Genomic DNA, 12,939 nt, shown 5'->3' with positions numbered 1-12,939 from the left:
TCGGTCACCGCAGCACGCTGCGGCTCCCTCCTCCGCCTTGCGAGACACCACCTGACCGATCCTCGCCACGGCAAGATCCGCAGGACAGGGCCTAGTCGGTGACCTGCGGGCCGCTGACCCGCTCCAGCAGCCTGGCCAGGCGGTCACGCAGGGTGGGGCGCCGTTCGACCTCGCCCGCGGCCATGCTCACCAGATGCTGCGCCCCGTCGAAGGAGAACGGCGCCCGTTCGGGGACCGTCAGCGCGTCGTGGGCCAGGCCGGTAAGGTCCGTGTCACCGCCGTCCAGGGCCAGGATCGTCGTGCCGGTCCTGCGGGCGTCGCTCACCCGCTCCAGCAGCGCCTCGGGAGCGCGCTCCTCGGCGACCACGAACAGGGTCTCGCCCCGTCCGGCCTGCCGGATCCGGTCCAGCCCGACCCGCAGGTGCGCGGGCGCGTCGGGGGCGGGCGCCCAGCGGACCAGCGTCGGGGAGAGCTGGGGCAGCCCGGAGAGCCTGGCCTCGTCGCTCAGGTGCGCGGTCAGGTGCCAGGGCTCCTCCTCGGGCGTGCCGACCACCAGCAGGCCGCCGGCCGAGCGGGTCGCGCGCAGGGCGAGGCCCAGCTCGCGGGTCCGCTCGATCCAGCCCGTCGAAGCCAGGATCTCGCGCAGCAGTGTCACCGACCCAGCGTCCATGGCACCATCGTGCACCAGCCCCCCGCAATGATCCTGGGAATGCGCCCCTGAGAGGATTCGGGGCAGACGATATGGTCGATGAAGTCCGATCTTGAGGGTCGGGGATGATGAGGAGCGGTGAGTGAGCACTGATATTCCGGACGTGGGGGGAATCTCGATCGGGATCCTGGGCGGGACCGGGGACCAGGGCAAGGGGTTGGCGCGGCGGTTCGCCCTCGCCGGACACAGCGTGCTGATCGGCTCACGCAGCGCCGAGCGTGCTCAGGAGGCGGCGGCGAGCATCGGCGGATCGGTGCGCGGTGCCGACAACCCGACCGTGGCGGCCGAGGCCGACGTGGTGATCGTGGCCATTCCCTGGGACGGGCACCGCTCCACGCTGGAGTCTCTCCGTGCCGAGCTGGCCGGAAAGATCGTCATCGACTGCGTCAACCCGCTCGGCTTCGACAAGCAGGGCGCGTACGCACTCGCGGTCGAGGAGGGCAGCGCCGCCCAGCAGGCGGCCGCGGTCCTGACCGAGAGCCGGGTGGTCGCCGCCTTCCACCACGTCTCCGCCGTCCTGCTGCTGAACCCCGAGGTCGACAAGATCGACCTGGACGTGCTCGTGCTGGGCGACGACCGTGAGGCCACCGACACCGTCCAGGCGCTGGCGGGCCGCATCCCCGGCATGCGCGGCGTGTACGGCGGTCGCCTGCGCAACGCCCACCAGGTCGAGGCGATGACCGCCAACTTCATCTCGATCAACCGCCGCTACAAGGCCCACGCCGGCCTGCGGGTCACCGACATCTAGGGCCTGTACGGAGTTGAGGTCAGAGGGATTCACCTGCGCATTGGCCTCCGGTCCTGGTAGGCCGTTGCCATGGCGCGTGGAGACCTCTGTCCACCGTCTACGACCGGTTCCGCTCATGGGCCACGGCGGGCGTCTTCGAGCACCTGATGCAGGCGATGATCACCGAGGCCGTGGCCCGTGGGCAGGCCGACCTTGACCTGGTCAGCGTGGACTCCACCACGCCGCAGGGATGGTCCTGGACGGCGAGCTGGTGAAGGCGCTGGAGGAGGCCGCCCGCGCACCCGCCCACCGCGGCCATCACCGCACCAGGGCGGTTCGCCGACCGGCCTCGACGCCGACTTTCAAGCACCACTCGGCATCACGGCGGACCCGTCAGGATCGCAGGTCGGCGGTGAGTTCATCGGTACGCGACTTGCTACCCCAAAACCATTCCACATGCGCGTGCCGACGCTGTTCCCGCAGCCATTCGTCTAAGAGCCGCTCTTCGATGAACTTCCGGGTGAACCGATCCAGCACCGCCGGTTCCACGGCCAGCACGTACGCGAAGCAGAAACCACCCTCCAGAGCGGCAGGCCCGATGACCGTCCCCGCCCGCGCTTCCACGGCCTTCGCGCCGTAGGAGGTGATGAGATCCTCCCGGTAACCGCCTTCTATCCGAGAGGTGGCCAGTCCAGCCAGGGACTCCTCGGTGGCCATGGCGACCACTTCGGCTCCCCGCACATCCGCGGCGCGAAGCCGGGCTACGGCGGCTTCGGCGTGAGCCTGGTCGGCATACCGTGATCTCACGACCCGCAGCCGGTCGAACGCGTCACGATGATCGGCGAAAAAGTCCTCCACCCGCCCACCGGCCACTTTCTGCCGCAGGGCCGCCACCGTGGCCTCAACGGCGACGATCCTCTCCAACTGGGCATGGCTGACACCGCGCTCCGCCATCCATGCCCTGGTCGCCTGCGCGGTCAGCAATCCCCGAGCCCGGCGGAAGGCGTCCATGGCCTCCTGCAACCGGTCGTCGGGCAGGTCGATGTCCTCGACATCCGCGGCCTGTCCTATCAGGCAGGCGTTGACCAGACGCCGGGAAAGAGCGGCGTCGTCCCACAGGACGTCCAGCAGGGAGATGACCTGCTCGATGAGCATGTCGGTGCCGTTGACCCGGAGCACCAGTTGCTCACCTGCTCGCTGGCTGTTCCGCAGTGGCCATGGAATGGCCCGGTCCGGGGCGAACGCCAGCGAGGTCGTACCCTCTGCCGAGGGAAAAAGCAGATCGTAGTGGTACTGGTCTGTGGCGGCCTCACGCTGCCACACCAATCGCATGGCGATGCCCGGATAGCGGGCGCGTAGCGCGCCAAGTCGTTCGCGTGCCTCCTCTGGCCGTACGTCGCCCAACTCCCTCAACCACTCCAAGGCGTTTTCGAGCAGCTCGGCGGTCACGATGAGGCTCCTTCCAATAGCACGTCACAGATGGCCTGGCTGATCGGCAGACCGGTCAGCCGCTCGATCCACAGCCATTGGCCGTTGGGGTTGACCTCCAGGAACACGTACTGGTCGTCGGGGGTGAGGATCAAGTCGAAAGCCCCGTACAGGAGCCCCAGGCGTTCTGTCATATCCAGGCAGCGCCGAGCCACCTTGTCCGGAAGCCGGTGTATGCGGTGTGGGGTGGTCTCGATGTCGTACCGGCGCCAATCCAAACTGGACCGGTTGGCCACCTGGGAATGGATCTCCGCGGCGAACACCTGTTCACCGACGACCGTGACCCGCAGTTCCAGGCGTTTGGGAACGTACTGTTGAACAATGACCGGGCAGAATCGCAGAGCGGCCGCGTACGCCACGTCACGAGCGGAGACCGGCTCGCAGAACCGGGCGATCGTGCCGCCCCCCACCAGGTTCTCCGCCCACGGCTTGCCCAATGGCTTGGTCACGACATGACCGTCATGGCGCTCATGGAACTCCCAGAACGCCTCGGCCTCGGTCGCGATGAGGGTCTCCGGGATCGCGAATCCCAGTTCCGCCGCGAGGAGAAGCTGGGAGGGCTTGCGTCCGGCCCGCCGGATCACCGAATCGTCCGCGGGCATCTTGCGGCACGGCAGGTGCTCCCACAGATCTGTGAGCAGGTCCTGACACTCGCGTGCGGCGTAGTCGGCCACCGCGGGATCGGTAAGGTCGGGATGCGTCGCAGGTGGTGTCGGACGCCGCCACCACAGGGCTGTCAGAGTGTCCAGATCGAGTGTGCCCGTTTGAGTGCGCAGAAGGCGCCGGGCAAGACCACGAGCGGTGTACGCCAGTTCCACGCGCGCCTTGACGGGGTAGTCACCGGGATCGAAGATCGTGATCTGGGCGCCGCGGTCGGCGAGCAGGGCGCGGACATGTAAGGCGTGCGGGTCCTCTTCGCTGGTGAGGATCAGGACACCCGGTATCGGCATGGGGGGCGCTCCAGGAAAGCGAGACGGCGCGGGAACGCCACGACGGCGTCCCCGCACCAAATGATCGTTTAGCCGTAGACATCTGTTTTGCAGATGCCGGGCGGGTCTTGCCAGGTCTGCAGCTCGGCCGGGAGACCGCCGTTGATGGTGCGCAGCGTGCTCTCCTCGAGCTCCGCACCGACCGGCGCGATATCACCGATCTGGGTGCGCGGTTCGTCGCTCATGCGGGTCCTCTCTTCTTCGGAAGCCCGGGAAGGGCTACAAGTGGGTTCACTCTCCGGCATGGGGCTATTGATTCCCTTGTGATTCGCTTGGGGGATCACGATGCGCGCGTGGTCGAGCGCGACCACCTCGACGACGGCTCCAGGCGGTCAGGACTCGTCGAACGGAACGGCGTTTGGAAACAGGCCAGGTAGTGGCCCGGCTCCAAGCGGCGGCGGTCCGGCTCCAAGTGAAACGCAAGGAGAGCACCCGACACTGATTGTTTTGTGAGAGTTCCGATCATCCTTCAGCACAGCGCGGTCGAGTGCGGAGCGGCCTGCCTCGCCATGGTCCTCAGCGCTCACGGGCACCGCACCTCCGTGCGCGCCCTGGCTGAGGAGATGGACATCGGACGGGACGGGGTGAGCGCGCTGACCCTGGTCCGCACGGCTCGGGCGCGTGGGCTGACCACTCGTGCGCTGTCCACCCCAGCCACGGAGATGGCCTCGATTCCGCTGCCCGCCGTGGCCTACTGGCGTAACAGTCATTTCGTGGTGGTCGAGCGCGTGAGCGAAACCCGCGTCACCATCGTCGATCCGGGGCCGGGCCGGGTACGCCTCACTCATGAGGAGTTCGCTCGAAACTACAGCGGTGTGGTGCTCACCCTCGAGGCCGGAGCGGACTTCTCTAGAGGGCGGTTCGGCGAGCGCGGGAACTGGTGGGTACGGTACTCTCGCGTCCTGCTGTCACGTCACCGCGGCGTGCTGGTCCTTCTCGCGCTGCTCAGCGTTGTCATGCAAGCCCTGGGGCTGGTCCTGCCCGCCGTGACCGAGCTGGTCGTGGACCACGTGCTGGCCGCCGGCGAGATCGACCTGCTGTCCTTGCTCGGGTACGGCGTGGCCGCGGCGGTATGCGCTCAGCTCGTGGTCGGCGGGGTGCGGACATGGGCACTGGTCAGATTACGCACCCGAGCGGACACCGCGCTGCTCGATGATCTGGGGAAACGTCTGCTCGCGCTCCCTTTCCGGTTCTTCGCCCATCGAAGCTCGTCCGACCTGGTCTCGCGGATCTCAAGCGTCAGCGTTCTGCGGGAGATGCTCACCGGTCAGGCCCTGACCGCTCTGCTCGACGGGCCTCTCGCGGTCGGCTACCTGGCGGTGGTGACCGTGCGCTCCCCGCTCCTGGGTGGAGTGCTCATCGCCTTCGCGGTGGCACAGATCCTTCTGCTCGTCGGCACCCACCGGTGGCTCTGTGAGCTGGCCCATCGGGAGCACGAGGCACGGAACGACGCCCAGGGACAGTTGATCGAGGCCGTCCGGGGAATCGAGACGATCAAAGCGTCGGCGGTCGAGCCTCATATCCTTGACCGCTGGGTGCGTCTGCTCGGCGTTCAAATGCGGCAGGTATGGCGGAGTGGAGTCGCCCAGGGAGGCCAGGACACCGCCCTGGCCGCGCTGCGGTTCGGCGCCCCCCTGACCCTGCTGTGGGCCGGCGCCTGGCAGGTCGTCACCCACCACCTCAGCCCCGGCACCATGCTCGGCCTCCTCGCGCTGGCCGCCGCGACCCTGGCACCGCTGGCATCGCTGACCGGCAGCATACGAGCCGTCCAGATGGCCCGCGTGCAGGCCGAACGACTGGCCGACATATTGGACACCGATCCTGAGTCCCCCTCATCAGGTGTCGCTCTCCCGCCCCGTCAGGCCGATGGCGCGGACAGCCCGATCGAGCTGCGCCAGGTCGGTTTTCGGTACACGCAGGAAAGCCCATGGATCGTGCGGGGCGTCGATCTGAGAGTTCGCGCCGGGCAGAAGATCGCCCTGGTCGGACGGTCCGGGTCGGGGAAAAGCACCCTCGCTCGCCTGCTGCTCGGGCTGTTCCCGCCGACCGAGGGAGAGATCTCCTACAACGGAGTCCCGGCTGGCCGCCTGGATCCAGGCCTGTTGCGCCGCCGGTTCGGAGTGGTGACCCAGGAGCCCGCCCTGTTCACCGGAACGATCTTCGACAACATTTCCCTTGGCTCGCCGGAAGCCTCCCTGGACGAGGTGGCGGAGGCGGCCCGACTGGCCTGCGTGCACGAGGACATCGCGGCCATGCCCATGAGGTACAAGACGCTGCTGACCGAAGGCGGCGGTCTCTCTGGCGGACAACGGCAGCGCATCGCCCTGGCCCGGGCGCTACTCGCCAAGCCGGAGATCTTGCTGCTCGACGAGGCCACCAGTCACCTGGACACCATGACCGAGGCCGAGATCGAGGCCAACCTGACCGGGTTCGAGCAGACACGCATCGTGATCGCACACCGGCTGAGCACCGTCCGGGACGCCGATGTGATCCTTGTAGTGGATCGGGGTCGCGTCGTCGAGGCGGGCCGCCACGAAGAACTCCTGGCAGCCGCCGGGCCGTACGCCCGGCTGGTCGACGCGCAGACCCTGCCGGGCGACCTCCAGGCGCGCCGGTGACGAACAGACCCTGTACGTCCAGCGCCGCGCCGCGAGCTGACGGCCTGCCCACGCCGATCATATCCGGATGGGGAGAACAGACTCGACCACGATGCCGCCGTGCTCGCCGCCACGGTGGCCTTTCCGGTGTCCTGGGCCAGGGTGACCTGTGCTTTTGATGACGAACATCGCACCAACCAGATCTGACAAACAGCCTGTTAACCGGACATTCTTATCTCATGACTGATTTTCGTCCGGAGACCCGCACCGTCCACCTTCCTCAGCCGCAGCTGAACGGCAGCCGCTCCATCACGGTGCCGCTCTACCAGACCTCCGGCTTCGTCTTCGACGACCCGGCCGTCTTCGCCGACGGGATGGGCCGCCCGGACGGGGCTTTCGTCTACGGGCGCCTGTCGAACCCGACGGTCCGCTCCCTGGAGGAGGCCGTCGCCGGCCTGGAGGGCGGTGCCGGGGCCGTGGCCACCGGTTCCGGAATGGGGGCCATCAACTCGGTGCTGCTCGCGCTGCTGGAGCCCGGTGATCACCTGATCGCGCAGCAGGCGCTCTACGGCGGCACCGCCTCGATGATCAACGACCTGGAGCGGCGCTTCCGGATCTCGGTCTCCTACGTCCCCGAGGACGACCCGGCGGCGCTGCGCGCGGCCGTGCGGCCGGAGACGAAGCTGGTCTACCTGGAGACCATCGCCAACCCGGTGACCCAGGTCGCCGACCTGCCGGGCATGTGCGCGGTGGCACGCGAGGCCGGACTCGTCTCCGTGGTCGACAACACCTTCGCCTCACCGATCCTGTGCCGGCCGCTGGAGCACGGAGCCGACATCGTGGTGCACTCCACGACCAAGTACCTGAGCGGGCACACCGACGTGCTCGGCGGGATCGCCGTCTTCGCCGCGGAGGAGATGTACCGCAGGGTGTGGGCCTACAACGTCAAGCTGGGTGCCACCGCGGATCCGTTCGCCGCCTGGCTCACCCTGCGCGGCATCCAGACACTGCCGCTGCGGATGGAGCGCCACTGCTTCAACACCCGCGAGCTGGCCACCCGGCTGAACGACCACCCCGCGGTCTCCGTCGTGCACTGGCCGGGCCTGCCCTCGCATCCCTCGTACGAGCTGGCGGCCAAGCTCCTGCCGGACTTCGGGGGTGTCTTCTCGTTCGACCTGGTCGGTGGCCGGGCGGCGGGCGAGCGGTTCATGAGCTCGGTGCGGCTGGCCCTGCTGGCCCCGTCCCTCGGTGGTGTCGAGACGCTCATCCTGCACCCCGCGACCACCTCCCACCGCTCCCTGACGGCCGAGGAGTTCGCCCGGCACGGGGTCGGTGCGGGCACCGTACGGGTGGCGGTCGGCATCGAGCACATCGAGGACCTGTGGGCCGATTTCGAGCAGGCGCTCGCCTGAGGGATCCACGGTGTCTCCTAGACTGCGGCACGGGGCCGCAGGAAGGGTGGCCGCTTTCCGAGCCGCTTTGTGGGAAGGGGACGCGCGTGAGCGTGTCGATCGGGGACGTGCGGCGGGCTGCCGAGCGCATCGCGGGGTACGTCCGGCGCACACCGGTGGTCGAGGTGTCGCCGGGGCTGTTCTTCAAGCTGGAGGGGTTGCAGTACTCGGGGTCGTTCAAGGCGCGAGGAGGTTTCAACCGCGCCCTGTCCATGGGAGAGATCCCCGAGGCCGGGTTGATCGCGGCGAGCGGGGGCAACCACGGCCTGGCGGTGGCGTACGTGGCACGCGGTCTCGGTGTCCCGGCGGAGATCTTCGTGCCCACGGTGTCCAGCCCGGTGAAGGTGGCCGGGCTGCGCGCGCTGGGCGCGCGGGTGACCCAGGTCGGTGCCGTCTACGCCGACGCCTACGAGGCGTCTGTCAAGCGCGCGGCCGAGACCGGTGCCCTGGACGTGCACGCCTACGACCAGGCGGAGGTGGTCGCGGGGCAGGGCACGGTCGGCCTGGAGATCCTGGAGCAGACCGGGGGAGTCGACACGGTCCTCGTCGCGGTCGGCGGCGGCGGGCTCGTCGCCGGGATCACCGTCGCACTCGACGGCCACGCCCGCGTGGTCGCCGTCGAGCCCGAGCTCATCCCGACCCTGCACCGGGCGCTGGAGGCCGGCCGGCCGGTCGGGGTCGAGGTCGCGGGGGTGGGGGCCGACGCCCTGGGCGCGAGCCGGGCGGGCGAGATCGCCTGTGAGATCACGGGCGCGGCGGGGATACGGAGCCTGCTGGTCTCCGAGGAGGCCATCGTCGAGGCACGGCGCGAGATGTGGCGGGAGCACCGGATCGCCGCCGAGCACGCGGGCGCCACCGCGTACGCGGCTCTGCTGTCCGGCGTCTACACCCCGGCCGAAGGGGAGCGGGTGGCCGTGGTCGTGTGCGGCGCCAACACCGACCCCGCCACGCTCGCCTGATCTCGCGCCGCGCCTGAACGCCCCGGCGCCGCCAGGGTTTCCTGGGACGCCGGGGCCCGGAGTCGTCAGCTGTAGCTGTGCTCGGGAGCGGGGAAGGCGCCGGTCGACACCTCGTCGGCGAAGCTACGCACCGCCCGGTCCATCTCGTGGGCCAGGTCGAAGTACTTCTTGACGAACCTGGCCGGGCTGGCGGTCAGGCCCATCAGGTCCTGCCAGACGAGGACCTGCGCGTCGGTGCCGGGCCCGGCACCGATGCCGATCGTCGGGATCGACAGGGACGAGGTGACCCGCTCGGCCAGCTCGGCGGGAACGCACTCCAGGACCACGGCGAACGCTCCGGCGTACTCCAGGTCCTTGGCGTCGGCCATCAGCTCGTCACCCGACTGGCCGCGGCCCTGCACCCGGTAGCCGCCGAGCGCGTTGACCGACTGGGGGGTCAGGCCCAGGTGGGCCATCACCGGAATGCCCGCCGAGACCAGCGTCTCGACCTGGGGGAGCACCCGCCGCCCACCCTCAAGCTTGATCGCGTGGGCACCGGCCTCCTTCATGAACCTGGCGGCCGTCTCCAGGGCCTGCTGGGGAGATGCCTGGTAGGAGCCGAACGGCAGGTCGGCCACGACCATCGCGCGGGAGGAACCGCGCACCACGGCCGCGGTCAGCGGCATGAGATCGTCCACCGATACGGGGAGCGTCGAGTCGTAGCCGTACACGACCATGGCCGCCGAGTCGCCGACGAGCAGCACGGGGATGCCGGCCTCGTCGAAGACCCTGGCGGTCATCGCGTCGTACGCGGTGACCATCGGCCACCGCTCGCCGCGCTCCTTGGCGGCGGCGACGTCGCGTACGGTGATCCTTCGGCCGGCCTGGCCGCCGTAGAGCGAGGTCGGCCGGCTGGGGGAGGAAGAGGACATGGGACCTCCAGTGAAGTCTCGAGGCGCCCCTGATGGCGTCCCCGGACGGTTCCGATGATTGCACGCGTTCGGCAGGTTCAACAGACCCGACCGGCCGGGTAATCCGATGGCGGGGGTGTGGGTGGCGTACCGCACACCCGCGAGGTAAATCCGGTGGCGGAAGTGTCGGGTGCGTACGGCACAATGCTGGCGGAGGTAAGTAATCAAAATGGCTGTAGAACCTTACCGCCGCCTGCTGGCACTCCCGGGCGTGCGGTCGTTGTTGCTGGTGGGGCTGCTCGCCCGCATTCCCTCGACCGCGGTCGCCATCACGCTGACGATGCATGTCGTTGACCCCGGGGGACTCGGCATGGGCTTCGGCGCGGCCGGTCTGGTGACCATGGCGAGCACCGTGGGCATGGCCGTCGGCTCACCGCTGGCGGGCAGGTTCGTCGACAGGCACGGCCTGCGCCCGGTGCTGGCGGTGACCACGCTCGCCCAGCTCGTCTTCTGGTCCGTCGCGTGGGCGATGCCGTTCCCGGTGCTGCTCGCCGCCGCGGTGCCCGCGGGCCTCCTCGCCCTCCCGGTGTTCAGCGTGATCAGGCAGTGCCTCACGGCGCTGGTCCCGGTCGACCAGCGCAGGATGGGGTTCTCCCTCGACTCCATGATCGTGGAGCTCTCCTACATGGCCGGCCCCGCCCTGGCGATCGCGGGGGTGACCTCCCTCGGCAGCGTCCCCACCATGGGCATCGTCGCGGTCGGCCTGGTCGGCTCGGGGACGGCGCTGATCGTGCTGAACCCGCCCATCCGCTCGGCCGAGGAGCTCCGTGAGCCGGTGGCGAGGGTCGCGCGCCGCCAGTGGCTCACCCCGGGCATGCTCGGACTGCTCGGCACCGTCGTCGCGGCGACCTTCGTGCTGGCCGCCACCGAGCTGTCCATGGTGGCGACGATGCAGCGGAGCGGCGACACCGCGTGGATCGGTCTGGCGATCGCCCTGTGGTGCGCCTACTCGCTGACCGGCGGCTTCGTGTACGGCATGCTGCCCCGTGGGCGCTCGCCGCTGGTCCTGATCGGAGCCATGGGGGTGCTCACCATTCCCGTCGGGCTGGTCGGCGGCGACTGGCACTGGCTGGTCCTGGCCCTGCTGCCGGCGGGCGTGCTGTGCGCCCCCGCGCTGTCCTCCTCGATCGACACCGTGAGCCGCTGGGTTCCCGCGGAGGCCCGTGGTGAGGCGATGGGCCTGCACGGCACGGCGCTGTTGATCGGTGGTGCCTCCGCGGCGCCCATCGCGGGTGTGATCATCGACGGCCCCGGTCCTGGCTGGGCCTTCGCCGCCGCCGGGCTGGGCTGCGTGCTGATGGTCCTGGTCGCCCTGCCGTTCTGGCGGCGCACCGAGAGCTCGGTCGAGGAGCCGCTCCCACTCGCCGCCTGAACCCCGGCGCGCTCCCAATGGTGCGTGTATCGCGATATGTCACGATAAATACGAAACGACACGGTTGCGTATCGAAAAAGATGGCGCTACGGTGATGTTTCGAAACTCATACGTATCGAAAAACGGGGCCTTCGTGGAACAACAGCTTGGTCACCCGAGACGGTGGCAGATCCTGGGAGTGCTGGTCTTCAGCCTCCTCGCGGTCGTGCTCGACAACACCATCCTCAACGTCGCGCTGAAGACGATCGCCGATCCGAAGGTGGGCCTGGGGGCCAGCCAGAGCCAGCTGGAATGGGCGATCAACTCGTACACGCTCGTCTTCGCGGGCCTGCTGTTCACCTTCGGGGTGATCGGCGACCGTACCGGCCGCAGGCGCATGCTCATGGTGGGCATGGTCCTGTTCGGCCTGGCCTCGCTGGCCAGCGCCTACGCCCAGGACCCCATGCAGCTGATCGTCGCCCGGGCGTTCATGGGCATCGGCGGTGCCGCGATCATGCCGGCCACGCTGGCCATCATCTCCAACGTCTTCCCCCCGCAGGAGCGCGGCAAGGCGATCGGTGTCTGGGCCGGCGGCGTGGGCCTGGCCGTGGCGATCGGGCCGATCACCGGGGGGCTGCTCATCGAGCACTTCTGGTGGGGGTCGGTCTTCCTGATCAACCTGCCGATCGTGCTGGTCAGCATGGTGCTGATCGGTCTGGTCGTGCCCGAGTCGCGTGACCCGCACCCGTCCAGGCTCGACCCGGTCGGTGTGATCCTCTCCATCGTCGGTCTGGTCGCCGTCACCTACGGCATCATCCGGGGCGGTGAGCTGGCCACGATCGCCAGCGCGGAGGTGTTCGTCCCGGCGATCCTCGGCGTCGTCGTGCTCGGCGTCTTCGTCTGGTACGAGCGCCGCATCGACCACCCGGCCTTCGACGTCCGCTACTTCCGCGACCCGCGCTTCGCCACCGCGGTCGGCATGGTCGGCATCGTGTTCTTCGCGATGATGGGCGCGATGTTCTTCCTGGTCTTCTACCTGCAGATCGTGCTGGGCTTCAGCGCGCTGCAGGCGGGCGCCCTGATGATCCCCTTCGCCGCCGCCCAGCTGATCTTCGCCCCGCTCAGCCAGCAGATGGCCACGCGCTTCGGCGGCAGGCTGACCGCCACCGTCAGCATGGTCATCGTGGCCGGCGCGCTGGCCTCTTACTCGCTGATGGACCAGCACACCCCGATCCTCGTACTGGAGATCGTGTTCTTCGTCCAGGGTGCGGCGATGGCCAACATCATGCCCCCGGCGACCACCGCGATCATGGAGGCGCTCCCCAGGGAGAAGGCGGGCGTCGGGTCGGCCATGAGCAACACGGTCCGCCAGGTGGCCGGCGCGCTCGGCGTCGCGCTGCTGGGCTCGCTGCTCTCGGCCACCTACCGCGACCAGATCGCCCCCGCGCTGACCGGTCTGCCCGACCCGCTCAGGCACATCGCCGGGGAGTCGCTGACCGGAACGCTCGGTGTGGCCCAGGGCCTCGGCGAGCGGGGGGCGGCGCTGATCGAACCGGCGAAGCTCGCCTTCGTCGAGGGCATGCACGTCACCGCCCTCGTCTCCGCGGCCATCGCGCTGGTGGGAGCCCTGGTGGTGCTCAGGTGGCTGCCCGGCAGGTCCTCCGGGACCCCCGCCCCGCGGGGTATAGATCGCGATAAGGAACCGGCAGTAGTGTAGG

General features: G+C 69.2%; 11 protein-coding genes. 6 read left to right on the top strand and 5 right to left on the bottom strand.

Going from position 1 to position 12,939, the window contains the following annotated elements:
• Nucleotides 1-91: 91 nt before the first annotated feature.
• Nucleotides 92-670, bottom strand: a complete 579-nt coding sequence (locus ABZU75_RS11540; RefSeq protein WP_350928005.1) for a hypothetical protein — start codon at nucleotides 668-670, stop codon at nucleotides 92-94.
• 121 nt (nucleotides 671-791) lie between these two features.
• Here ABZU75_RS11540 and npdG point away from each other — a divergent pair, with 121 nt between their 5' ends.
• Nucleotides 792-1,457, top strand: coding sequence for an NADPH-dependent F420 reductase (gene npdG, locus ABZU75_RS11535; protein WP_355552243.1), 666 nt, complete (start codon nucleotides 792-794; stop codon nucleotides 1,455-1,457).
• A 372-nt stretch (nucleotides 1,458-1,829) separates the two neighbouring features.
• On the opposite strand, the gene ABZU75_RS11530 is transcribed toward npdG, so the two are convergent.
• From ABZU75_RS11530 to ABZU75_RS11520, 3 genes are all read right to left on the bottom strand, one after another.
• A complete protein-coding gene (locus tag ABZU75_RS11530) occupies nucleotides 1,830-2,885 on the bottom strand; it encodes a TIGR04500 family putative peptide maturation system protein (RefSeq protein ID WP_355552240.1) in 1,056 nt (351 codons plus the stop codon).
• On the bottom strand, nucleotides 2,882-3,874 hold the full coding sequence (locus ABZU75_RS11525; RefSeq protein WP_355552237.1) for an MvdC/MvdD family ATP grasp protein: 993 nt from the start codon (nucleotides 3,872-3,874) through the stop codon (nucleotides 2,882-2,884). Before ABZU75_RS11525 ends, ABZU75_RS11530 begins: the two co-directional genes overlap by 4 nt.
• A gap of 68 nt (nucleotides 3,875-3,942) precedes the next feature.
• On the bottom strand, nucleotides 3,943-4,098 hold the full coding sequence (locus ABZU75_RS11520; RefSeq protein ID WP_355552234.1) for a hypothetical protein: 156 nt from the start codon (nucleotides 4,096-4,098) through the stop codon (nucleotides 3,943-3,945).
• A 264-nt stretch (nucleotides 4,099-4,362) separates the two neighbouring features.
• Here ABZU75_RS11520 and ABZU75_RS11515 point away from each other — a divergent pair, with 264 nt between their 5' ends.
• The 3 genes from ABZU75_RS11515 (at nucleotide 4,363) to ABZU75_RS11505 (ending at nucleotide 8,920) form a co-directional block, all read left to right on the top strand.
• Complete coding sequence (locus ABZU75_RS11515; protein WP_355552231.1) at nucleotides 4,363-6,531, top strand: peptidase domain-containing ABC transporter; 2,169 nt, start codon at nucleotides 4,363-4,365, stop codon at nucleotides 6,529-6,531.
• A 218-nt stretch (nucleotides 6,532-6,749) separates the two neighbouring features.
• Nucleotides 6,750-7,922 (top strand): aminotransferase class I/II-fold pyridoxal phosphate-dependent enzyme, encoded by a 1,173-nt coding sequence (locus ABZU75_RS11510; RefSeq protein ID WP_355552228.1) that lies wholly within the window; start codon nucleotides 6,750-6,752, stop codon nucleotides 7,920-7,922.
• 86 nt (nucleotides 7,923-8,008) lie between these two features.
• The gene (locus tag ABZU75_RS11505; protein WP_355552225.1) at nucleotides 8,009-8,920 is read left to right on the top strand and encodes a threonine/serine dehydratase; all 912 of its coding nucleotides are present in this window, start codon (nucleotides 8,009-8,011) and stop codon (nucleotides 8,918-8,920) included.
• 65 nt (nucleotides 8,921-8,985) lie between these two features.
• Here ABZU75_RS11505 and panB read toward each other — a convergent pair whose 3' ends face one another.
• Nucleotides 8,986-9,831 carry a 3-methyl-2-oxobutanoate hydroxymethyltransferase gene (panB, locus tag ABZU75_RS11500; protein ID WP_350955344.1) on the bottom strand — a complete coding sequence of 282 codons (846 nt, stop codon included), beginning with the start codon at nucleotides 9,829-9,831 and terminating at the stop codon, nucleotides 8,986-8,988.
• 208 nt (nucleotides 9,832-10,039) lie between these two features.
• On the opposite strand from panB, the gene ABZU75_RS11495 reads away from it, so the two are divergent.
• Both ABZU75_RS11495 and ABZU75_RS11490 read left to right on the top strand, forming a co-directional pair.
• A complete protein-coding gene (locus tag ABZU75_RS11495) occupies nucleotides 10,040-11,242 on the top strand; it encodes an MFS transporter (RefSeq protein WP_355552221.1) in 1,203 nt (400 codons plus the stop codon).
• A 133-nt stretch (nucleotides 11,243-11,375) separates the two neighbouring features.
• Entirely contained in the window at nucleotides 11,376-12,938 is a 1,563-nt protein-coding gene (locus ABZU75_RS11490) for an MFS transporter (RefSeq protein WP_355552218.1), read from the top strand.
• Nucleotide 12,939: the final 1 nt, after the last annotated feature.

Origin of the sequence: Streptosporangium sp. NPDC005286 (assembly GCF_040607515.1) — a bacterium.
GTDB lineage: Bacteria > Actinomycetota > Actinomycetes > Streptosporangiales > Streptosporangiaceae > Streptosporangium.
The sequence above is the reverse complement of the archived record's forward strand: the minus strand, read 5'-3'. Positions and strand labels throughout refer to the sequence as shown.